The organism is Pseudomonas sp. OST1909 (assembly GCF_015277575.1).
GTDB lineage: Bacteria > Pseudomonadota > Gammaproteobacteria > Pseudomonadales > Pseudomonadaceae > Aquipseudomonas > Aquipseudomonas synxantha_A.
Genome location: NZ_CP063780.1, coordinates 4,551,110 through 4,574,070, shown reverse-complemented (window position 1 = coordinate 4,574,070; position 22,961 = coordinate 4,551,110). Strand labels below are relative to the sequence as shown.

Annotated in this window: 20 protein-coding genes; 8 read left to right on the top strand and 12 right to left on the bottom strand. The window is 59.3% G+C overall.

Annotated features, from left to right (window positions below; genetic code table 11):
- Positions 1 to 81 precede the first annotated feature (81 nt).
- Together IH404_RS19770 and IH404_RS19765 are read left to right on the top strand one after the other, a co-directional pair.
- Positions 82 to 1,017: a lipid A biosynthesis lauroyl acyltransferase gene (locus IH404_RS19770; protein WP_005789961.1), complete on the top strand. Its 936-nt coding sequence runs from the start codon at positions 82 to 84 to the stop codon at positions 1,015 to 1,017.
- Positions 1,018 to 1,046: 29 nt separating this feature from the next.
- Complete coding sequence (locus tag IH404_RS19765; protein WP_005789959.1) at positions 1,047 to 2,195, top strand: patatin-like phospholipase family protein; 1,149 nt, start codon at positions 1,047 to 1,049, stop codon at positions 2,193 to 2,195.
- 111 nt (positions 2,196 to 2,306) lie between these two features.
- Here the strand turns inward: IH404_RS19765 and IH404_RS19760 are convergent, their stop codons facing one another.
- The 8 genes from IH404_RS19760 to puuE form a co-directional block, all read right to left on the bottom strand.
- Complete coding sequence (locus tag IH404_RS19760) at positions 2,307 to 3,092, bottom strand: outer membrane protein OmpK (RefSeq protein WP_005789957.1); 786 nt, start codon at positions 3,090 to 3,092, stop codon at positions 2,307 to 2,309.
- A 23-nt stretch (positions 3,093 to 3,115) separates the two neighbouring features.
- On the bottom strand, positions 3,116 to 3,487 hold the full coding sequence (locus IH404_RS19755) for a hypothetical protein (protein WP_143508472.1): 372 nt from the start codon (positions 3,485 to 3,487) through the stop codon (positions 3,116 to 3,118).
- Between the two features lie 44 nt (positions 3,488 to 3,531).
- Positions 3,532 to 4,875 carry a nucleobase:cation symporter-2 family protein gene (locus IH404_RS19750; RefSeq protein ID WP_005789955.1) on the bottom strand — a complete coding sequence of 448 codons (1,344 nt, stop codon included), beginning with the start codon at positions 4,873 to 4,875 and terminating at the stop codon, positions 3,532 to 3,534.
- A 116-nt stretch (positions 4,876 to 4,991) separates the two neighbouring features.
- Entirely contained in the window at positions 4,992 to 6,275 is a 1,284-nt protein-coding gene (locus IH404_RS19745) for a urate hydroxylase PuuD (RefSeq protein WP_003192825.1), read from the bottom strand.
- Between the two features lie 51 nt (positions 6,276 to 6,326).
- The gene (locus IH404_RS19740; protein WP_005789953.1) at positions 6,327 to 6,830 is read right to left on the bottom strand and encodes an ureidoglycolate lyase; all 504 of its coding nucleotides are present in this window, start codon (positions 6,828 to 6,830) and stop codon (positions 6,327 to 6,329) included.
- A gap of 118 nt (positions 6,831 to 6,948) precedes the next feature.
- On the bottom strand, positions 6,949 to 7,944 hold the full coding sequence (gene alc / locus IH404_RS19735; RefSeq protein WP_005789952.1) for an allantoicase: 996 nt from the start codon (positions 7,942 to 7,944) through the stop codon (positions 6,949 to 6,951).
- Positions 7,945 to 7,985: 41 nt separating this feature from the next.
- A complete protein-coding gene (gene uraD / locus IH404_RS19730; RefSeq protein ID WP_005789950.1) occupies positions 7,986 to 8,501 on the bottom strand; it encodes a 2-oxo-4-hydroxy-4-carboxy-5-ureidoimidazoline decarboxylase in 516 nt (171 codons plus the stop codon).
- A complete protein-coding gene (puuE, locus tag IH404_RS19725) occupies positions 8,498 to 9,424 on the bottom strand; it encodes an allantoinase PuuE (protein ID WP_005789948.1) in 927 nt (308 codons plus the stop codon). The genes uraD and puuE overlap by 4 nt, the downstream gene beginning before the upstream one ends.
- A 411-nt stretch (positions 9,425 to 9,835) precedes the next feature.
- Between puuE and uraH the strand changes: the two genes are divergently transcribed.
- The gene (gene uraH / locus IH404_RS19720) at positions 9,836 to 10,219 is read left to right on the top strand and encodes a hydroxyisourate hydrolase (RefSeq protein ID WP_194438845.1); all 384 of its coding nucleotides are present in this window, start codon (positions 9,836 to 9,838) and stop codon (positions 10,217 to 10,219) included.
- 154 nt (positions 10,220 to 10,373) lie between these two features.
- A complete protein-coding gene (locus tag IH404_RS19715) occupies positions 10,374 to 15,608 on the top strand; it encodes a DUF6543 domain-containing protein (protein WP_194438843.1) in 5,235 nt (1,744 codons plus the stop codon).
- Here the strand turns inward: IH404_RS19715 and IH404_RS19710 are convergent.
- Complete coding sequence (locus IH404_RS19710; RefSeq protein WP_005789943.1) at positions 15,592 to 16,230, bottom strand: LysE family translocator; 639 nt, start codon at positions 16,228 to 16,230, stop codon at positions 15,592 to 15,594. The two genes, IH404_RS19715 and IH404_RS19710, sit on opposite strands and share 17 nt — an antisense overlap.
- Positions 16,231 to 16,242: 12 nt before the next feature.
- Positions 16,243 to 17,589 carry an NCS2 family permease gene (locus IH404_RS19705; RefSeq protein WP_005789942.1) on the bottom strand — a complete coding sequence of 449 codons (1,347 nt, stop codon included), beginning with the start codon at positions 17,587 to 17,589 and terminating at the stop codon, positions 16,243 to 16,245.
- A gap of 307 nt (positions 17,590 to 17,896) precedes the next feature.
- Here IH404_RS19705 and IH404_RS19700 point away from each other — a divergent pair, with 307 nt between their 5' ends.
- On the top strand, positions 17,897 to 18,499 hold the full coding sequence (locus IH404_RS19700; protein ID WP_005789940.1) for a glutathione S-transferase family protein: 603 nt from the start codon (positions 17,897 to 17,899) through the stop codon (positions 18,497 to 18,499).
- Positions 18,500 to 18,541: 42 nt separating this feature from the next.
- On the opposite strand, the gene IH404_RS19695 is transcribed toward IH404_RS19700, so the two are convergent.
- Positions 18,542 to 19,438, bottom strand: a complete 897-nt coding sequence (locus tag IH404_RS19695; protein ID WP_005789938.1) for a LysR family transcriptional regulator — start codon at positions 19,436 to 19,438, stop codon at positions 18,542 to 18,544.
- Between the two features lie 111 nt (positions 19,439 to 19,549).
- Here IH404_RS19695 and IH404_RS19690 point away from each other — a divergent pair, with 111 nt between their 5' ends.
- From IH404_RS19690 to IH404_RS19680, 3 genes are read left to right on the top strand one after another with little or no spacing between them, the layout of a single operon-like run.
- Complete coding sequence (locus IH404_RS19690; RefSeq protein WP_005789936.1) at positions 19,550 to 20,842, top strand: citrate:proton symporter; 1,293 nt, start codon at positions 19,550 to 19,552, stop codon at positions 20,840 to 20,842.
- A 1-nt stretch (position 20,843) separates the two neighbouring features.
- Positions 20,844 to 22,169, top strand: coding sequence for an acyclic terpene utilization AtuA family protein (locus IH404_RS19685; RefSeq protein WP_194438841.1), 1,326 nt, complete (start codon positions 20,844 to 20,846; stop codon positions 22,167 to 22,169).
- Entirely contained in the window at positions 22,166 to 22,486 is a 321-nt protein-coding gene (locus IH404_RS19680; protein WP_005789932.1) for a hypothetical protein, read from the top strand. Before IH404_RS19685 ends, IH404_RS19680 begins: the two co-directional genes overlap by 4 nt.
- Before the next feature lie 61 nt (positions 22,487 to 22,547).
- Here IH404_RS19680 and IH404_RS19675 read toward each other — a convergent pair whose 3' ends face one another.
- Positions 22,548 to 22,919: a glutathione S-transferase N-terminal domain-containing protein gene (locus IH404_RS19675; protein WP_005789930.1), complete on the bottom strand. Its 372-nt coding sequence runs from the start codon at positions 22,917 to 22,919 to the stop codon at positions 22,548 to 22,550.
- Positions 22,920 to 22,961 lie beyond the last annotated feature (42 nt).

The window sequence follows — 22,961 nt, the reverse complement described above, 5'->3', positions numbered from 1 at the left end:
TTATAACGAGAACACTCACCCGCCGCAAGCCGAGTCGAACCGTTGTAGAATGCGCGGCCCTTGTCTTTACCGGAATCTGTAATGGATCGCCCGCGTTTTCGAGCTGTATTTCTTCACCCGCGTTTTTGGCTGCTATGGCTGGGGCTCGGCCTGCTGTGGCTGGTCACCCAGTTGCCGTACCGGGCGTTGTTGACCATTGGTCGCCTGCTGGGTGCGGGCATGTACCGCGTGGCTGGCGATCGCCGCCGTATCGCGGCGCGTAACCTTGAGCTGTGCTTCCCGGAAAAATCCGTGCAGGAGCGCAAACGCTTGCTCAAGGAAAACTTTGCCTCCACCGGTATCGCCTTTTTTGAAATGGCCATGAGTTGGTGGTGGCCCAAGCCGCGCCTGGCGCGACTGGCCCATGTCGAAGGGCTGGAGCACCTCAAGCAGGCACACTTGGAAGGCAAGGGCGTGATCCTGATGGCCCTGCACTTCACCACCCTGGAAATCGGCGCGGCGCTGCTGGGGCAGAAACACACCATCGATGGCATGTACCGCGAGCATGGCAACCCGCTGTTCGATTTTATCCAGCGCCGTGGTCGTGAGCGCCATAACCTCGATTCCCTGGCCGTGGAGCGCGACGACGTGCGCGGTATGCTCAAGCTGCTGCGTGCCGGGCGGGCCATCTGGTACGCACCGGACCAGGATTACGGCGCCAAGCAAAGCATCTTCGTGCCGCTGTTCGGTATCCAGGCAGCTACCGTCACCGCTACCAGCAAGTTCGCACGCCTGGGCAAGGCGTTGGTGGTGCCGTTCACCCAGGAGCGCCTGGCCGATGGCAGCGGTTACCGATTGGTGATCCATCCACCGTTGACCGATTTTCCGGGTGAAACCGACGAAATCGACTGCCTGCGCATCAACCAATGGGTCGAAGCCTCGGTACGCGATTGCCCCGAGCAATACCTGTGGACCCATCGCCGTTTCAAGAGCCGGCCGCCGGGTGAGCCCAAACTGTATGAAAAGCGCCGTCGATAACGCTGACTTTTCCCACACGGAGTGACGCAATGCGCTCAGTTGAACCGGTCACAGGCTTGATTCTTTCCGGCGGCGGGGCGCGAGCGGCGTATCAGGTTGGGGTATTGGCGGCGATTGCCGAGTTGCTGCCGCCGGGGGCGCCGAATCCATTTCCGGTGATTGTCGGCACCTCCGCCGGCGCGATCAATGCGGTGAGCCTGGCCAGTGGCGCTACCGATTTCTCGGCAGCGATCCAACGGCTGACGGCATTCTGGCAGGGCTTTCGCAGCCACCAGGTGCTGCGCAGCGACTGGCCTGGGGTAATGCGCCAGGCCAGCCGTTTCCTCATCCACAGCCTATTGGGCCTGGGCGCCCAGGTGCCCGTGGCGCTGCTCAACAGCTCGCCACTGCGCGACTTGCTGCAAGAACGCTTGAACCTGGACGGCATCGACGAGGCTATTCGCCGCAAGCACTTGCAGGCAGTGGCGGTGACGGCGTTTGGCTATGAGTCCGGGCAAGCGGTGACTTTCTACCAGGGCGGCGGCACCATCGATGCCTGGCTGCGCCATCGGCGTATCGGCGTGCCGACCCAACTGACGGTGGAGCACTTGCTGGCGAGTTCGGCGATTCCGCTGTTGTTTGCTCCGGTCAAACTCGACGAAGAGTACTTTGGCGATGGCGCGGTGCGGCAGTCAGCGCCCATCAGCCCGGCTTTGCACCTGGGAGCCAGCCGCGTGTTGGTCGTCGGCGTGAGTGGCAACCCCAGGGGCAATGAAGCGTCGACGCAACGTACCTACACCGGCCAGCAACCGACCCTGGCGCAAATCGGTGGGCATATGCTCAACAGCACCTTCATTGACAGCCTGGAAAGCGATATCGAACTGCTGGAGCGCTTGAACCAGTTTAGTCGGGTTGTCCCTGTCGACGCCGCGGTGCAGGGCCTGGCACCGGTGGACGTGCTGGTGATTGCGCCCAGCCAGCCTATCGATGAAATCGCGGCGCGACATCGCCAGGAATTACCGGCGGCGTTGCGCTTGTTCTTGCGCGGGCCGGGGGCGACCAAGACCAGTGGGGCGGGGGTGTTGAGTTATTTGCTGTTCGAGGCGGGGTATTGCAGCGAGTTGATCGAGTTGGGGCGCAAGGATGCGCTGGCCAAACGTGAGGAGTTGTCGCGATTCCTCGGCCTGACGCAGAGCTGAAAATGTGGGAGGGGGCTTGCTCCCGATGGCGGCGATTCAGTCACAGATACTTTGAATGACACACCGCTATCGGGAGCAAGCCCCCTCCCACATTTTGTCCAGCAGTGTTTATTAGAAGTGGTACTTGACCAGGAAGCTTGCGGTGTCCTGAGTCGTCTTGAACGCGCCGCTGTCTTCAATCCCGTACTTGTTCTTCCAGTAGTCGTATTCAAAACCCACATACAACTGCTTGTCGCCCCAATGCAGCGCCTTGCCCAAGTCATATTTGACCTGCGGGTTGAAGTGCAGGTTGGCGTGATAAGTGCCACGGGCGTTCTTGTCGTTATCCACCACCCAGTCCATGAAACCGTCGATCAGCACGTCGGAATTGCCCACGGGGATGGTGTACGACCACACCGGAGTGATCTGCCACACACCGTCACCCGGGCGATTGCCCTCGGTCTGGCGCTGGTAGAAATTCAACTGGAAGTAGTCAAAACCGGGGATGTTCAAGTCGAATGCCGGGCCCAGCAGGTAGGACTCGTTATCGCCCTCGCCGAACTCGTAGGTGAAGGCCAGCAGCACGTCCTTGATCGGGCCGAACGACAGGTCCTTGTCGAAAATCTTGCCGAACGACAAACGCGGGCTGAACTCGCCGTAGTAAGTGTTCGGGCCGACATTGCCGTCTTCCTTGCCGTTGTAAAAGATACGGTCGAGGAAGAAGAAGTTGTCGCCGTACTTCCATGCGTCGGCATGTTCGAAGGTGACGGTTTGCTGGATCTGCGGGTTGACGGTAAAGCTCTTGCCCCACAGGTAAGTCAGGCTGTTGTTCTGCCACTGCAACAAGTCACCGGCTACGGCCTGGCCACCAGCCAGCAGGGATCCCGCCAGCATCAGGCCTTTGAACATGGGTTTCATTCGGTTGCTCCCGAGTTAAAGTTTTATGGTTTTTTTTCTTCTACGCAGGCGCTCTGGTATGGCGCCTTTTGGTTCGCTGCAAAAATCGTCTGTTCGGTCAGCTTTAATGCTGTTAGCAAGAGCTGCGCCAAGGTGTTTGAAAAGCCAAAAAATCCCCGTCGGCTGCAGCGGATGCAGTCGAATTCAGAGGACTTTTGCGCACTTTGGCAGCCAACATCAGGCCGGGATAAGTTGGCCTTGAAGTCAGCTTTTACATTCGCTGTTTTTTTTTGAGTCGATTCGAGCGGGCGCGGAGAATACTGGCTCCCAGGCCTGGGCTCAAGTGCGCTGTAACAGAGCGCGAGGGGCGAGAATGGGGCGCGGCGTGTGGCCGGCCCCGGTTGAAGGCTGTGCATGTGGGTGTTCCCTGTTTGTTGTTATTTTTGTACTAACAAAGGAATCAATGCGTATGGGCGACTTCGGGGCGTTCAGCGCCGCCGAGGATGTTGAACAGGATGTTCAGCGACAACGCGCTGAGTGTGGCCATGGCGATCCCGCTGTGGGTAATCGGGCTCATCCACAGTGGCAGTTGCGCGAAGAACTCCGGCCGTACCACGGGGATCAGGCCCATGCCGATGCTCACCGCTACCAATAGCTGGTTGCGACGGTCGGCTATGTCGGCTTCCTGCAGGATCTTGATCCCGGTCGCCGCCACCATGCCGAACATGGCTATCGCCGCGCCACCGAGTACTGCCGGCGGAATCGACGCCACCAGATAGGCGGCCTTGGGCAACAGGCTCAGCACAATCAGAAAGGCCCCGGCGATGATCGTGACCGAGCGGCAGCGCACGCCGGTCATTTGTACCAGGCCGATATTCTGCGCGAAGGAGGAGTGGGTAAAGGTGTTGAAGAAACCGGCAAAGAACGACGCGCCTGCGTCACACAACAGGCCGCGGCGCAGCATTTTCGGGGTGACCTCCTGGCCGGTGATCTTGCCCAGGGCGAGGAACATGCCGGTGGACTCGACAAAGATGATCACCACCACCAGGCACATCGACAGGATCGGCGCCAACTCGAACTTGGGCATACCGAAGTGCAACGGCGTGACCACCTGCACCCAGGGCGCCTGGGCCAGGCCACTGAGGTCGACCATGCCGATAACGCCGCACAACCCGTAACCCAGGCCCATGCCGATCAGCACCGAGATATTCACCCAGAAGCCGCGCATGAAGCGGTTGATCAGCAGGATGGTCGCCAGCACCAGGGCAGCAATCGCCAGATACACCGGCGAGCCGAACGTGGCGGCAGCGCTGCCGCCACCGGCCCAGTTCACGGCCACGGGAAACAGCGAGAGGCCGATGGCGGTAATGACGGTACCGGTTACCAGCGGCGGGAAAAAGCGCACAACCTTGGACATGAATGGCGCGATCAGCATGCCGAAGAACCCGGCGGCGATAGTCGCGCCGAAGATGCCTTGCAAACCGATACCGGGCATACCGGCCATGGCGACCATGCTGCCGACAGCGGCGAAGCTGGCACCCATCATCACCGGCATACGGATACCCACCGGGCCGATGCCGAACGACTGCACCATGGTGGCGATACCGGCCACCAGCAGGTCGGCGTTGATCAGGAAGGCGATTTCTTCACGGCTCAAGCCTGCGGCCTGGCCAATGATCAGGGGGACGGCGACGGCGCCGCCGTACATCAGCAAGACGTGTTGCAAGCCAACCAGAATCAGTTGCAAGAGGGGCAGCCGCACCATGGCGGGCGCGGCAGGAGTCTGCGTTTCTAACTGGGACATGCAACACCTCGAATCTTTTTATTTTTGTGTTGTTTGCAAAGCAATTTTCAAAACACGGCAGATCTCAATTGTGGGAGCTGGCAAGCCAGCTCCCACATTGGTCCTGTGTGAAACAGTCAGTTGGTGCGGGCCCCCTGATTGATCCAGGTGCCGATCAGGTCTCTTTCCTGCTGGGTCATCTGGGTAATATTGCCCAGCGGCATGATCTGGCTGGCCACGGCCTGCGCTTGAATACGCGCGGCCTGCTGCTGGATCTGTGCCGGTGTGTCGAACATCACCCCTGCCGGTGCGGTGCTGAACAACGGGCTGGTGGGCTTGGCCGAATGGCACACGGTGCAGCGTTGTTCGATCACATGGTGCACCTGGCCGAAGTCGGTCGTGGCCTGGGCTGGTGCCGGTTCAGCGGCGGGGGCGGCAGGCGCCGCGGGTTTCAAGCCACCGCCCAGGGCGGTTTCCGGCAGCGGCTGGTACTCGATCGCAGCAGGTGCCTTGGCAATCGGTTCTGCAGGCTTGGGCCCGGTTACATACGCCAGGCTGATCATCGCCAACGCGCCCACCGGCAAGGTCCACGCATACTTCTGGCTGTCATGCCGGGTGTTGAAGTAGTGCCTTACCAGCACCGCCGCCACTGCGATCCCGGCCAGGATCAGCCAGTTGTATTGGCTGCCGTAGGTACTCGGGAAGTGGTTGCTGATCATGATGAACAGCACCGGCAAGGTGAAGTAGTTGTTGTGGCGAGAACGCAGCAAGCCCTTGGCCGGCAGCGCCGGATCCGGTGTGCGGTTCTCGGCGATGGCTGCCACCAGTGCACGCTGGGCGGGCATGATGATGCGGAACACGTTACCGACCATGATCGTACCGATCACCGCACCCACGTGCAGGTAGGCGCCACGGCCGCTGAACACCTTGCTGAAGCCATAGGCCGCCGCAATCAGCAGCACGAACAGGATCAAGCCGAGCAGGGCAGGGCGCTTGCCCAGGGCCGAGTCGCAGAGGAAGGAGTAGATGAACCAGCCGGCGAACAGTGAGCCGATGCCCAGCAATACGCCTTCGGTGCCGCTGAGGCTGCTGCCGGGGGCGAGCAGGTACAGCGTCGGGTTGAGGTAGAACACTACGCAGAGCAGCGCGACGCCCGACATCCAGGTGAAGTAGGCTTCCCATTTGAACCAGTGCAGGTTGTCCGGCATGGTCGGCGGGGCCAGTTTGTATTTTTCCAGGTGGTAGATACCGCCACCGTGGATCGCCCACAAGTCACCGGCCAGGCCGTTCTTGGGGTTGACGCGATTGAGGTTGTTTTCCAGCCAGACAAAGTAGAACGAAGCGCCGATCCAGGCGACGCCAGTGATCATGTGAACCCAGCGAACGCTCAGGTTCAGCCATTCCAACAGATGTGCTTCCACAGTCTTTACCTCTCGCCTGTCACCCTTGTTGTCGGGTGATCCGGCCTTCTCTTATTGGTGGGGGGCGAGGATCAACCGCTCATCCTCTTTGAAAAAATGCTCATCGCAGTTATTGCCTGTGCCACTGCGATCAACCACCAGGAAGTCATCCCGCTTTTCGATCGTCAGCACCGGGTGGTGCCAGACGCCGCGATGGTAATTGATGCCCTGCCTGCCGTTGGTAACGAAGGCGCGGACCAAGCCTGATACAGGTGCATCGCCAAGTGGCGCGACCACGATCAGAAAGGGGTTGCCGAGCAGCGGTATGAACGCCTGGCTGCCCAGCGGGTGTCTCTCCAGCATGCACACGGTCAGCGGCATGTCCTGCGCGTCGGCGCGGAAGATGCTGATGATGGCGTGGTCTTCAGGCTGTGCTGTTTCGACCGTTGCCAGTTTGTGAAAGCGCATGGTCGACCCGTTGTTGATCATGAAGTGATCGCTGCCATCGGTTTCGATAACGTCTCCGAAAGGGGCGAAGGCTTCTTTGGTCAGGGGTTCGATCATCAGTGTGCGCATGGCTGTCTCTTATCCGAATACTGTGTTGTTTGGTCTATTGCTATCGCGGGCAAGCCCGCTCCCACATTTGGAATGCATTCCCCTGTGGGAGCTGGCTTGCCTGCGAAGGCATCACCGCTTATTTCGACACTTTGCCCAAGACGCGCAGGCGACTCACACCACCATCCGGGAACACATTCAGGCGGATATGGGTAATCGGCCCCAGCGCCTTGATCTGCTCGGCGAAGGTGTGTTCAGCGTGCATTTCCAGTTTCTGCGCCGGCAACAGTTCACGCCAGAACAGCGATTGGGTTTCGATCTGGCTGTCGGTGCCGCCTTTGACGAAGGCGCCCTGGATCGAGCAGGTGTCCGGGTAGTTGCCCTTGAAGTGCAGGGTGTCGACGATGATCTTTTCGATCTCGCCCGGGTGGCCCAACGCGACGATCACCCAGTCATTGCCCGGTGTACGACGACGCGCGGTTTCCCAGCCATCACCCATGTTGATGCCACGGCCCGGGTTGAGGATGTTGCTCATGCGGCCAAAGTGTTCATCGGAGCAGGCCAGGGCACGACCGCCATTGAGCGCGGCAGCCAGGTCGACCTGTTCGTTGTCGCCCACCGAAGACCAATCGCGGAACGGCACGCCATACACACGCAGACGGGCGACGCCGCCATCCGGGTAGATGTTGAAGCGCAGGTGGCTGAACGCCTGGTCGTTGTTGATCTCGTGGTAGTGGTGGCTGTTGCCTTGCAACTCTACCGCCGACAGCACTTCAACCCATTGGGTGTTGGCATCCGGCTCGCCCGAGGCCAGGAAGCAGGCTTCCAGGGAGGCCGACGGCGGGAAGTTGCCGGTAAAGAATGAAGTGTCGATGTCCACGCCTTTGATCGAACCGGGCACGCCCAGGCGGATCACCGCGCTGTCGTAGCCTTCGAAGCGCTTGCGGCGTGACTCCCAGCCGTCCATCCACTTGCCGTTGTCATCGAAAACGCCCTCCTTCCACACGGCCGGGGTCGGCTGGAACAGGCGGTTGGCGTCGGCGAACCAGTCATCGGTCACCGAGATGATCTTGGTGCCCAGGCGGGCGTCGGCCAGGTTGACGAACTTTTCGAAAGGTACGGCGTAAGCTTTCATTCTTCTTGTCTGCCTTGGATAGAGTGGCTGGGGATGGTCGTTTAGAGGGTCAATAAACGGAACAACGCGATCTTGTTGATCTCGTCCAGCGCGCACTTGAACTCGGTGTCTGTCGAGTTATGGATGCGCGTTTCGAACGCGGCGAGAATCTGGTGCCGGTTGCTGCCTTTTACCGCCATGATGAAGGGAAACTTGAACTTGGCCTTGTAGGCGTCATTCAGCTCGGTGAAGCGAGAAAACTCTTCGGCCGTGCATTGGTGAATCCCCGCGCCAGCTTGCTCATCGGTGCTGGCTTGGGTGAGTTGGCCCTGGACGGCGGCTTTACCGGCCAGGTCCGGGTGGGCGTTGATCAGGGCCAACTGGCTTTGATGATCAGCGCTCAACAGGATATCGCTCATGCGCTGGTGCAGGGTTTCGATCTGGTCGATCGACGCATCCTGGCCCAGCTCGAAGGCCTTTTCGGCTACCCATGGCGAATGTTCGTAGATGTCGGCGAAGGCAGCGACGAAGGCGTCGCGGCTCAGGGTCGACGGTTGCAAGGTCTGGAACGCCGTCATTTCGCCGCTCCCGTGCAGGGGTGGGTTTGGTGCCAGTGACGGGCGATGTCCACGCGGCGGGTGAACCACACCTGATCATGGCCTTTGACGTATTCAATGAAGCGCTTGAGCGAGGCCAGGCGTGCCGGGCGGCCGATCAGGCGGCAATGCAGGCCGATCGAAAGCATCTTCGGCGCTTCGGCGCCTTCGGCATACAGCACGTCGAAGGCATCCTTGAGGTACTCGAAAAAGTCGTCACCCTTGTTGAAACCCTGCACCTGGGTGAAGCGCATGTCGTTGGTGTCCAGGGTGTAGGGGATCACCAGGTGCGGCTTGCCGTTAGGGGTATTGGGTTCCCAGTAGGGCAGGTCGTCGTCGTAGGTGTCGCAGTCATACAGGAAACCGCCTTCCTCCATCACCAGGCGGCGGGTGTTGGGGCCGGTACGACCGGTGTACCAACCCAGCGGGCGTTCGCCGGTCAGCTCGGTGAGGATGCGGATGGCTTCGAGCATGTGCTCGCGCTCCTGGGCCTCGTCCATGTACTGGTAGTCGATCCAGCGGTAGCCGTGGCTGCAAATCTCGTGGCCGGCGGCGACCATGGCGCGGATCACATCCGGATGACGCTGGGCAGCCATGGCCACGGCGAAGATGGTCAGCGGTATGTCGAATTCTTTGAACAACTTGAGGATGCGCCACACCCCGGCACGGCTGCCGTATTCGTACAGCGACTCCATGCTCATGTTGCGCTCGCCTTGCAGCGGCTGGGCCGAGACCATTTCCGAAAGGAAGGCTTCGGACTCTTTGTCGCCATGCAGGATATTGCGCTCGCCGCCTTCTTCGTAGTTGAGTACGAACGACAGCGCAATGCGTGCGTTGCCCGGCCAGTGGGGGTGAGGAGGGTTACTGCCGTAACCGATCAGGTCGCGTGGGTAGTCAGCGCTCACTGCAGTCTTCCTTCTTGTTCGTGGTAGCTAGGTGTGTGGCGGCCGGGCAGTGGAAAGACTGGGTGGCGTCACAGCGATGAGTGATTGTATACAACTTATCGCAAACTTTGTAAGCCTGCATTTCTGCATTTTTTCTGAACGGTCTCTCTAAAGGTCTCTGCAAGAAACTTGCCTGAGTGGTCAGGTTAAAATGAAAAAGCCCACTGCAGGAGCGAGCTTGCTCGCGAAAAACCTGAGCGCGCCACTTTTCATTCTGAGAGCCCGCGTCATCGTTGGCGTTTTTCGCGAGCAAGCTCGCTCCTACAGGAGGGTGGAAGCGCTGTGAAATTTATTGTGTACAATTTTTTATAAAAGTGTCTTAATCGGCCATCGCCGGCTTTTTCACTGCCCTGAAAGAGTGCGGGTTTCTCTATGACTGACTTCGGGAGGCGCATAAAAGCCATGGGACGTTTGACCACACACGTTTTGGACGCCGCACACGGCTGCCCCGGCAGCGCGATCAAGGTCGAGTTGTATCGCGTCGAAGGCGCGCAGCTTGAACTGGTGGGTAGCGCCGTGACTAATAGCGACGGCCGTTGCGACGCGCCGTTGCTGCAAGGCGATGACTACCGCAGCGGTGTCTACCAATTGCAATTCAGTGCTGGCGACTACTACCGTGCCCGCGGTGTGCAACTGCCAGAGCAGGCTTTTCTCGACGTGGTGGTATTGCGTTTCGGCATCAGCGCCGAACAAGAGCATTACCATGTGCCGCTGCTGATTTCGCCTTACAGCTACTCCACCTATCGCGGTAGCTGAGTCGTCACCTCGCTTCACATCCCCAAATGCTCTTCGTTGGTTTCGCCCGCGCACACTGCGGGCTTTTTTTCGACCGTGCTGCGTTCAACTATCTAAAGCCTCAAGCGCCTGTGCGTTGCATAGGCTCGGTGTTTTCCTCAATCAAGAAAACACCATGGCCTTACTCAACGACATACCCGACCCAGAAGATCCGGAGGTCGCTGCCCAAGCAACGCTTCAGGGTATACGCAGCCAGCTGACCCGGCGAATCAACGCTCACGCCCATCCAAGCCGTTTGATTAATCAGATTGCTTTTGCCGAACTGCGCTGCGCTGAGGTAATAAAGGTGCTTGCAAGGCTGATAGCGCGCGTGCCCAAAGTTTTGTGGGTGATCCGCAACGAGCTGCGCAAAGAGTTTGAAATAGACCCGGACAGCCTGCTGTTCACCGTGCCAAAACCACCTGCAGAGCCGCAGAAAGTCGACAGCCTGACTGATCGTGCGCTGCTGTCACTGGTCTTGCCCGCAGTGCCGATCAACCTGAATCAGTTCACTGCCCTGAGCGTCAAGGGTGACCCGACTCGCCAGTTGCCTTATACGCCGTTGCAAGTGCTGCAGCGAGTTATCGCCATGAAGCTGCAAGACAGAATTGCCTTGTCGGCCACACCTTATTGGGACGCCCTGCAGCCCGGTTCCGTGCAAACACGCAGGGGGCATTGGGCAGAGCTGCACGCCGAACTCTTCGCTGGCCGGGCTTTTATAGCGCGGCAATTGGACGAACTGTCGAGTGCCGGGATGGCACTGCTGCAGGCCCTGATCGACGCACCGAGTGCTGAGGCACGCCAGCGAGCAGGGGGCGATTGGGCCAATGTGCGAGCGAGTTCGCTGATGTGGCCGGGTACGCCTGCGGTTGCAATTCCCGGTGCCTTGCATATCTACCGTGAAGGCGATCCTGATGGTGCACCGCATGTGATTTACCTACCGGGTGTGGTGCGCAATTTCTACGAGTACTCGTCCTTCTTCGGCCTGCAATGTGGCCTTCTGAAGTTGGTCAGTGAGTCACTGTTCGACGAACTCTGGCAATGCCTGCCGTTAAAGCGCCGCCATGAGCTATGTCGGCCTACGGACCTGACCCCCCCGTCAAGCGTGAGTCGCGGCTCGACAATCTCCGGTGATGCGCTGGCGATGAGCGCGCAAGCGTTGCTGGAAGGTCAATGGGAAAACGAGCTGGCCTGTGCGCTGGCGATCAATCACGCACACGTGTTTTCTCCACAACAGCCGCCACCTCAACCGCTGACCGCTGTGCCATTTCTGCGTTTTATCGAGCGTGCAAGGAAGGCACTGGTCGGTAAAGTCCGACTTGGGGCTCTAGTCGATCAATTGCTCAAGTGGGACGAACAACGACGACGCGCAGAAATTATCTTTGCCAGCACGGCGCCCGGTCTGGCCCTGCTCACCGCGGAACAACAGGTCAAACGCTACGGAAAAGGTCTGCTCGCACTATTCAACGCCGATGATCTAAGCGTCGAGACTGCAGCGCTTGAGGAATTTGTGGTGCTTGAGAACCAACTCAAAGCACATAAAGACGCGTTGAATTCGCTGATTAAAGATGCGCAGCAGCGGCTCTACGATGTGCCTTTTTGGATTGAGCGCCCAACGGGTGCGCACAAACGCTATGCCTTGTTCCTGCGTGCCCATGTCGAGGCTCTGCGCTGTGAGGTTCAGTTGCAACACCGGCTCAAGCTGATACCCACTGCGCATCTGGATTTGGTGATGGAGGTGGTGGAGCGGCTGTCGGCATCCAAATACGTGGGCGGAAAAGCCCAGGTGTTTTCGGTCTCTGTGGGCAGCGCGCAGGCTGCCTTCTACCCGCTTCATAACGTTTGGGTGGTGGCTCGGGCGACGGCGATGAAGCACCCGTCCCGTGGGGTTCCGGTCGCGCTGTATGCATTCGGGCAATATGGCGGGCTGAAGGCTTTTTCCGGCCTGGATGCTTTAACCCGCGGTCTGAAAGCCAGCCTCGGGAGCTGTGATGATTCGGTCCTGTGGGGCTGTATAGAGCACGATAAGCGTCACGACTTACGTGACCATGCCCGGCGTGAAACCCTGACGGTGCGCTATGAACCCATTGAGGGGAACCCTGCGACGGTTTCTTTCAAACACTTGATGACCTACTACTTTGGCTTGAACAAGCGTATTGAGGGGACTGCCGGTCTGTTCAATGAGGTAAAAGATGCCGAGCTGAGCCGTGTGCTGCTATTGGCTGAGCTGGACGCTCACTTGAAGATTCCAGACAGTCCCGCCTTGGCCCAGGCTCAGGCCAACGTTGATCTTCTGCGCGAGGCTGCGCTTGAGGCAAAAAAACTGCCGCAGTGGTTAGCGGGCGCAACATCTGCCCAGCTTAAGCACTTCAAGCGCTTGCAGCGCCGGTACCTGAGCAGCGCCTTTGCCTCTGAAAACCTGCTTGAACGCTCTCTGACTGACTTGGAAACGTTCGCCCGCCGCAAGTTGATCGCCCGTTTAACCGAGGATGGTTTCTACCCGGAGCTGGACATCGACAAGCCCCTGATCACGATGCCGGATGATGTCAGAGGCAGCTTCTGCGGTAATCAAAGCCACTGCACGCCGGGTGATCGCGGGGAGGTCCTGACCCCAAGTACTCAAACCACAACTTTCAGCATGTTGCAGCTGGCGTTGCATAATCTTGATCCGAAAGCACCCTGGGTGTCTTGGCGATTGAATCGAGCACGCTATCTGCAGCCGCAGTGGAAACAACGGCTGAACAAGGACTATTTGATCAAGACAGTCTCCTCGCTGGATATCGGCGGAAACTACAACACGCAGATCAACCATACCTTCTACCCCACGGTTAAAGCCAACCCGAGTCTGGACGCAGGTCGCATTCCTGCGCTGATCAATCGCACGCTGGATGAATGCGCGCACATGCAGCTTTTTTCGGCGGTTCAACAAGGGCTAAGCACCTTTGCACAGAGCCTGTTCAGCACGGCGATGGCGGCGCGAACGCCTGAGGACCTGCTGAAAAATGGGTATGATTTGAAGTTGCACGTCGTTCATCTGGCGGCGCACACGATGCAGCATGATCGCTATATCTCAGGGATCGTGGTCATGCAGGATCAGGGCAGTGGGCGCTGCGTAGTTTACTGGCCTGCTGCGCCGCACGCCTTGATCATCACCGAGTACATCAGTGTGGCGATGGCGCGGGTAGAACTCAGTCGCATTGCCGCTTCGGTTGACCTTGTAAAGTTACTTGCGCGGCAGGTAGCGCCCGGTTGGGCATTTGACGCAATCATTCATGACCCCGATGAAGCAGGAGAGCCTGGATGGCTTTCTGTCATGCCGGATGCTTATTATTTCGAAGGTAAGTGGAGGCTTCCTGGCTTTGTTCGCTCCTTCAGCATTACACATCTGCAACCGACGCCAGTGCTCGATGAGATCGAAAAACTGATCCACGAGCAAATTGCCAGTAGCCCTTCAAGCTGGCTGGTGATCGTTCCTATGTCCCACAGCGAACCCAGGGCATTGCTGTATTACGCCAATGTGCTGGATTTGCAACGCCGCACTCAAGCGGCGAGTAATTCTGGCAGGAGCCTGGATGAGTATCGTGTCCGCCGCCTTGCGGAGCAGACTGATAGCAGCATGCGAGCGCTCATATCGTTTTTCTTTCCATTATTTGCGCTGGCTAACTCCTTTTATGAATTGCTGGTGGTGGCACGACGTTTTCACCGGTTCGCAGACCCCAATGATGTCGTGGATATTGTGTTTATGACCCTGTATCTGGCGTTCGATTTGTGGCAGACCTTTACCCCCGGCCCCAAGGTCAGAGGCGCAGTGGCGGGTATCGTGCGGCGCCCGCTGGGGGCTGTGTTGAATCGGATACATCGTTCGCATTTCAGTCATGGCCGGGTGCTGCGTCAGGCTGCGCCTTCTGCGGCCGCGTTAAAACCCTTGGAACGTTTCAAAGTCAAGGGCGTGCCGCCGGATGCTGTGGCGCTCAAAGGGCGTGGCAGGGAGGGCGTCTATGTGAAAGATGGTCAGCAATTTGTAACGGATGACACTCACCATTATCCCGTTTACCAACGTGATAGCGAGTCGGCGTTTCGGCTGAGAAACATGCTCAAAAGCGGTGAGGATGAGTTGGTCCTGAATATCCATCAGCCCAAGGAGTGGTTGCTGGAGACCAATAATCTTCAATCTGGGGGCAACTCCGCAGCGCATGACCCATGGCGCGCTCCCCGGCCGCCATTGTCGGATTGGCAACCCCCTCGTGAGCGCATGGCGACTGTGAACCGGATTCTTCAGTCACGTACAACGGACACCCACTGGCTGAGTTGGCGTACTCAAGTTCACTCCAGTCAAGTTGTGGACTTCCCTGCGCCTCAAGTGTTTGAGGTTGGCACGGCTCCCAGAGGTTCTTCGCTCAATGCCAGGTTTTTGCGCGTGGCTCCTCCATATACCACCTTCGAGGATCCGAACAGCGGTTTTTACCGGATGCTCCCACAGGGCGATCATGCACCGTTGACCGACCTGGTGTTTATCACCCGAAATGAGCCACCGGGGCCATCCGCGCGAGCCGATATCATGCGCTGGACAAGCACTGATATTCGCGACCAACCCATTCCCGTATCACGCCTGCCTACAGGTGAATGGCAACATCATTCGGCACTGTTCGACAGTACGTTGGAGGACTCTGTGGGCAGGGCCTTTCCCTCCATGACGAGTGCAGCTCGAAAGTTTACCGTCAGACGGATGATTGAATTGTCAGATCCTTCCCCCTCTGCCACGGCAAGCCATTTGCTCGGCATCCGCGCGACGCTGGACGAATGGCTACCCCCGCTCCCTGCGAGCAGCGGCCAAACGGATGATTTACTACGGATGTTGCGGACTAATGAACGGCGCAACCAATACCTATACGTCGGTTTTGAAGGCAAGGCGCCCGGCTTCACGCGCGTTGATTTCACGCCGCCTCATACGTTAGACCCGAGCCTGCACTATGGTGTCAGACCGGTCAGGACGCAGAGGCTTGAAGCGGAGCGCGCCGCCGTCAGGACCGTGCTGGAGCGCCAGGGTTTCCGCGTCGATGACTTGTCTGTGCGGCGCCCAGGGATGCGTGGCGGAGAACCCAGTATTGAATCAGTCGTTACTCATCCCCGTTCGAGCACAATTTACTACGTGGCCTACCAATGGCTTGAACTGGGGCGAATGACCTTGAGAGGGAAGCTTTCCGATAAGTGGATTCGGATAGCCATCAACTCACACCCCGACTCTCTTTTATTAAGGGGGGTTGACAGCGCGATGCGAGAACAGCGCTTGGTGCGGATTGTCGCCGGCATCCAATGGCCCACAAAGGGGCGGCTCGATCCAACTGTTTATTTCGTCAAATTGAACCCTTAGCGTTGATGAGTGCCATCGCACCGGCGCCGCCGAACAGCGCGGCGCTGGTGCGGTTGAACCAGCTCTGGCCCGAACCGCTGCGCAAATACCGTGCAGCGCCATGGGCACCCAAGCCGTAAGCCAACTTGCACAGCAGGTCTAGCATCGTCCAGGTGGCAATCATGATCAGCAATTGCGGCAGGAACGGCTGTTGGCTGCTGAGAAATTGCGGCAGGAAGGCGGCGAAGAACAGGATGTCCTTGGGATTGCTGGCACCCAGCACGAATGCTCGCCCAAACAACGCACGAAAGCGCGGTACAGACGGCGTTTGTGGGACTTCGGCGCCTTCGCTCGGCAGACGCGATTGCTGCCAGCTCTGCCAGGCCAGGTAGAACAGGTACAGCGCACCGGCGATTTTCAAGGCGCTGAACAGCTGTTCCGAGGCCAGCAACAATGCCCCCAGACCCAAGGCCGAAGCGCTCAACAGGCAGATCGACGCAAACACTCCACCCAAAAACGCCGGGTACGAGCGGCGCAGGCCGTAGTTGAGACTGTTGCTGATCATCAGCAGCGACAGTGGCCCTGGAATCAGGATCACGATCAATGCAGCCCCACTGAACAGCAGCCAGGTATCCAGGTTCATCATTTGCTCCTTTTATAAAAATATGAATTTCGCAATGAAAATCGCGCACAACACCCACAGGCTGACAGAAATCTCGCGGTACTTGCCGGTGCCGGCCTTCAGCGCTACATAGGTGATAAAGCCCAGAGCGATCCCGTCGGCGACCGAGAACGTCAGCGGCATCATGATGGCAGTGACGATCGCCGGAATGCTGTCGGTAGCTTCATCCCAATTGATATGGGCCATGCTCGCCATCATCAGCATCGCTACGTAGATCAACGCGCCAGCGGTGGCATAGGCGGGAATCATGCCGGCCAGCGGTGCGAAGAACATCGCCGCCACGAACAGTACGCCTACCGTTACAGCGGTCAACCCGGTGCGGCCACCGGCTGCCACACCTGCGGCGCTTTCCACGTAGCTGGTCACTGGCGGCACGCCAACCATGGCGCCGAACACACTGGAAGCACTGTCGGCCTTCAATGCGCGGGACAGGTTGTCGATCTTGCCATCGGCCTTCACTAGCCCGGCCCGTTGGGCAACGCCCATCAGTGTACCGGCAGTGTCAAACATGTGTACAAAAAGAAAGGCAAATACCACGCTGATCATGCTCACATTGAACACACCCATCACGTCCATCGCCATCCAGGTCGGTGCCAGGCTCGGTGGGGTGGAGAGAATGCCGTTGTAATGCACCAGGCCCAGGCCCCAGCCGGCGAGGGTCACGGCGATGATGCTGATCAGAATTGCGCCGAATACACGGTGATAACTGAGGATGGCGATCAGCAGGAAGCACACCGCCGCCAGCAGTGGGGCGGGTTCATGCAGGGAGCCGAGCTTGATCAGGGTGGCTGGGCTGTCGACGATGATGCCGGCGGTCTTCAGGCCGATCACCCCGAGGAACAGACCCACACCCGCGCCCATGGCATGACGCAGGCTGACCGGAATACTGTTGAGCAGCCATTCTCGGATGCGTGACAGCGTCAGAATCATGAACAGCACGCCCGAGACAAATACCGCGCCGAGAGCTGTTTCCCAGTTGTAGCCCATGGTGCCGACCACGGTGTAGGTGAAAAACGCATTCAGCCCCATACCCGGTGCCAGGCCCACTGGCCAGTTGGCATACAAGCCCATCAACAGGCACCCCAGGGCTGCGGCGATGCAGGTGGCGACAAAGGCCGCACCGTGATCAATACCGGCGTCGGCCATGATGTTGGGATTGACGAAGATGATGTAGGCCATGGTGATGAAGGTGGTGAGGCCGGCGATCAGCTCGGTCTTCACTGTGGTGCCATGCAAGCGCAGTTTGAACAGGCGTTCCAGCCAACCGCCTTGCGGCGTGGCCAGGTCCAACGTAGGGGCTTCGGTTTTACGGCTATCCACAGCGAGTACTCCTCAATCGTTTTATTGTTATGTCCAGCGCCGGTCACATGAGTGGGCAACAGCGCTTTGAGGTACTGGCGGGTTTGTTGACCAAAAGGTCAGGAACTCGCACGAAGCGAATTATGCTTTTGTATACAAATAAAGCAAATAATGTTTTCGAATGTTTGGGCTAAAGTGGATGAAAGGCTGACTCCCAGGGGGACAGGCAGATTTATTCCGCCCGCCGCCTTGAAACATTGCTGCAATACCCGCACTTTGAGGGCGCAAGCATTCGCTCGGAATGCGCAAAGCGGCATAAGGGGAGCCCATGTACAAGGTTTATGGCGATTACAAGTCGGGCAACTGCTACAAGATCAAATTGATGCTTAGCTTGTTGGGGATCCCGTTTCAGTGGATCGATATCGACATCCTCAAGGGCGACACCCAGACCCCTGAGTTCCTGGCGAAGAACCCCAACGGCAAGATCCCGGTGCTGGAGCTGGAAGACGGCACCTGCCTATGGGAGTCCAATGCGATTCTCAATTTCCTCGCCGATGGCAGCGAGTTCCTGCCCACGGAACCGCGCCTGCGCACCCAGGTATTGCAGTGGCAGTTTTTCGAGCAGTACAGCCATGAGCCGTATATAGCGGTGGCGCGGTTTATCCAGTTCTATCTGGGGCTGCCGGAGGATCGCTTGGAGGAATACAAGAAATTGCACAAAGGCGGCTACAAGGCCCTTAAGGTCATGGATCGCCAACTGCAGTTGACCCCGTATCTGGTGGGCGACCAATTCTCCATCGCTGATGTGGCGTTATATGCCTACACCCATGTGGCCCAAGAGGGCGGGTTTGATTTGGACGCTTATCCGGCGGTACAAGCGTGGTTGCAGCGGGTGGCCAGCCATCCTCGGTATGTGCCGATGTTGGACTGATAATGCAATCAAAAGGTGGGAGGGGCACAGCACCTCCCACATTTAGCTCAATAGTGAGTCAGATAATTCGTGATTTAGCAGTTCAAAGCAGCGCTGCGCCGCCGGGCTCAATGCCATCGCGCTGCGTGTGATCAAGCCGATCTCCCGGTTCACGCCGGGATGATCGATGTCGATTCGCTTCAACCCCTCCAGGCTGTCCGCCGCCGATTCCGGCAGCACGCTGATCCCCAACCCCTGGCGCACCAGCGCCAATACCGTCGACATGTAGTTGGCCTCCATGCCCGCATTCAGCGTCAGCCGTGTCTGGTCAAACAGTGCGTCGACCTGTTCGCGCACGCTGCTGTCACGTCCGGTAAGGATAATTGGCTGGTCGGCCAGTTGCGCCAGGGTCAGTGACCGATAGCGCGTCAGCGCATGATCCAGCGGTACAAACGCGCACAAGCGATCATTGAGCACCGGCTGAAATTGCAGGCCATGGCTCAGGCGCGCCCGTACGCCGATGCCGAAATCCACCTCGCCGTTGCGGACCTGGGCATGAATGCGATGGGCCACCAGGTCATGCAGGCGTACCTCGATCCCGGCAAAGCGCTGGCGAAACAGGCGCAAGGCCGGGGGCAGGGCGCCGGCGCAAACTGACGGCAGGGCGGCGATGGTCACCACGCCGCGACGCAAGGCTGCGAGGTCGCGTGAGCCGGTGACGATGTTGTCCAGGTCCAGCAGCAGTTTTTCCATGGGCCCGCGCGCATCCTGGCCGGCAGCGGTGATGCTCACATGGCGCGGGCTGCGGTCGAGCAGGGCGACGCCGAGCCAGTCTTCCAATTGCTGTACTTGCACGGTCAGGGCCGAAGGCGACAGGTGCAGCTCGTTGGCCGCCTTGGTGAAACTGCCGGTGCGGGCTACCGCGAGGAAGGCCTGGATGTGCTGAATCGAGTTCTTCATTTTGTTTTTCCGAACGTGCCAGGGCGAATATTCCAATTTACAAAGACTAACCCGCTTCCAATACTCCGGGAAAACAATAACCGGCCAAAAACGGCCACCCTGGAGTTATCCATGCTCGCAACCCTGGGCGTCATCACCATTCTCAGCCTGCTTGTCGCTGTCATGAGCAAGCGTCTCTCGCCACTGGTGGCCCTGATCGCCTTGCCGATCATCGCCGCTCTGGTCGGTGGGTTCGGCCTGCAAACCAGTGCCTTCATTATCACCGGAATCAAGAACGTCGCCCCCGTGGTCGGCATGTTTGTGTTCGCGATCCTGTTTTTCGGGATCATGACCGATGCCGGGATGCTCGACCCCATCATTGATCGCATCCTGCGCACGGTAGGGACGCGTCCTACACGAATTGTGGTTGGCACCGCGACGCTGGCGTTGCTGGTGCATCTGGACGGCTCCGGCGCGGTGACCTTTCTGGTGACGGTGCCGGCGATGCTGCCGTTGTATACGCGGCTGGGCATCGACAAGCGCATTCTCGCCTGCGTCTGCGCGATGGCGGCGGGGGTCAACTTTCTGCCCTGGACCGGCCCGGTGCTGCGCTCGTCGGCGGCGCTGCATGTGCCGGTGGCCGATCTGTTCCAGCCGCTGATCCCGGTGCAGATCGTCGGGCTGATCTTCGTCTTCGCGTGCGCCTGGTGGTTGGGCCATCGTGAAGAAAAGCGCCTCGGCCTGGGCGCCGGTTCCAGCGTGCAGGCGGTGCCGCAACGGGTGCTCAGCGACGACGACATCAAGCTGCGCCGCCCACGGTTGTTCTGGGTCAACCTGATCCTGACCGTGCTGGTGATGGTGGTGATGATTGCCGGTTGGGTCGACCCCGTGGTGATGTTCATGCTCGGCACCGTGGTTGCGCTGTGCATCAACTACCCCAACGTGGACGCCCAGCGTGCGCGCATCGACGCCCATGCGAAAACCGCCCTGACCATGGCCAGTATCCTGCTCGCCGCCGGGGTGTTCACCGGCATCATGCAAGGCTCCGGCATGCTCAAGGCCATCGCCGAAGTGGCGGTGGCGCAGATTCCGGCGGGCCACGGCAAGTTGATCCCGGCGGTCGTGGGGTTCCTGTCGATGCCCCTGAGCATGTTGTTTGACCCCGACTCCTACTACTTCGGCGTGATGCCGGTGATCGCCGAAGTCGGCAAGGCGCTGGGCGTCGACCCCCTGCAAGTGGCCCAAGCCTCGTTGCTGGGCGTGCACACCACCGGTTTTCCGGTCAGCCCGCTGACGCCCGCGACCTTCCTGTTGGTGGGCCTGTGCAAGATCGAGTTGGCCGATCACCAGCGATTCACGATTCCTTTTCTGTTTGCCGCCTCGGTGTTGATGACCCTGACGGCGTTGCTCCTGGGAGTGATTTGAGATGAACACCTTGCGCATTGGCTCCGGCGCCGGCTATTCCGGTGACCGTATCGAACCTGCCGTGGAACTGGCCGAACATGGCGACCTGGATTACCTGGTCTTCGAATGCCTGGCCGAACGCACCATTGCCCTGGCACAACAGGCGCGCATCGGCGACCCGCAGGGCGGTTATGACCCGTTGCTGAGTGAACGCATGCGCCGAGTATTGCCCTGCGTGGGCCAGCCCGGCGGTCGCCGTCGCTTACGGGTGATCACCAACATGGGCGCGGCCAACCCGGTGTCGGCGGCCATTGAAGTGCGGCGCATTGCTGCCGAGCTGGGCCTGGGTCTGAAGGTTGTGGCGGTGGTGGGGGATGATGTACTGCACGCTTTGCCTGCCGAGCAGTTGCTGGATAACGGCCAGACCGTTGGCTCCCTTGGTGAGCGGTTGATCTCCGCGAATGCCTACCTGGGTGTGGACGGCATTCTTGAGGCACTGCGCGCCGACGCCGATGTGGTCATCACCGGGCGGGTGGCCGACCCTTCGTTGTTCCTGGCACCGCAGATGTTTGAGTTTGGCTGGGCCGCTGATGATTGGCAGCGCCTGGGGCGCGGCACTTTGGTTGGGCATTTGCTCGAATGTGCCGGGCAGGTCAGTGGCGGTTACTTCGCGGATCCTGGCTTCAAGGACGTCGATGACCTGGCGCGCCTGGGCTTTCCGCTGGCTGAAGTCGATGCGGATGGCCACGCCGTGATCACCAAGGTTGCAGGTTCTGGTGGCCGTGTCAGCCGTGCCACGTGCATCGAACAATTGATCTACGAAGTGCACGACCCAGCGGCGTACCTGACTCCGGATGTGACGGCCGATTTTTCCCAGGTGGGGTTTGTCGAGGAGGGCGTTGATCGGGTTCGCGCCCACGGTGCCGAAGGGCGTGCACGGCCCGAACAGCTGAAAGTCAGCGTCGGTTATCTGGACGGCTGGATCGGTGAGGGGCAGATGTCCTACGGTGGCCCGGGGGCTGTCGCACGCGCGCAGTTGGCGCGAGATGTAGTGCTCAAACGCCTGGAATTGATCGGCGTAAAGATGCAGGAGGTGCGCGCCGAATTGATCGGCATGGATTCATTACATGGTCCACGCAGTACTGTCGAGCCTTGGGAAGTGCGGCTGAGGGTTGCCGCCCGTTGTGACGAACGCAGCGACGCCGTGCGGGTCGGCAATGAAGTGGAGACCCTCTATACCAACGGCCCAGCCGGAGGCGGTGGGGCTAGCAAGAGTGTGCGCCAGGTCGTGGCGGTGGCATCGTTGTTGCTGCCCCGTGAAGCGGTCAAACCGAGGATTGAAGAATGAAACTGCATGCGCTGGCCCATTCCCGCACCGGGGATAAGGGCGACACGTCGAACATCTCGATCATTGCCTATCGCGCGCAAGACTACCCGTTGCTGTGCGAACAGCTTACGGCGGAGCGCGTCACAGAGTTTTTCAAGGATTTGCTGGACCCGTTAGCGGCCCCCGTTCGACGTTATGAATTGCCGAATGTGCAGGCGCTGAACTTCGTGTTGCCGGGTATCTTGCGTGGGGGCGTGACCCGCTCACTGGCGCTGGATGCCCACGGCAAGTGCCTGGGCTCGGCACTGCTGGATCTGGACCTGACAACACTGACTTAACAACACCGCACCGCAAATGTGGGAGCTGGCCAGCCAGCTCCCACATTGACCGCAGCGTGCTTCAGATCGCAGCGAAGCGCTTGTCCAGGTAGTCGATGATCACCTTGGAGTCGTACATCCAGGTGGTCTGGCCATTCTCTTCGATGCGCAGGCACGGCACCTTGATCTTGCCGCCTTGCTCCAGCAGGGTCTGGCGGTCCTGCTCGTTGTTCTTTGCGTCCTTCAGGGCTACCGGCACGTTCAGGCGATGCAGGGTGCGGCGGGTTTTCACACAAAACGGGCAGGCGTGGAACTGGTACAGCGTCAGCGCCTTGGCCGCGTCGTTCACCCGCGCCTGTTGTTCGGCGGGGCGCTGCTTTTTGCGTGGGCGGGTCAGAAAATCGCCCGCGATGATGATCTGGCCGAGGCCCACTCGAAGTGCTTTGACGAACATGGCTGTTACCTCTTGCCCATAACTGAGGGGGCGCAGCTTACC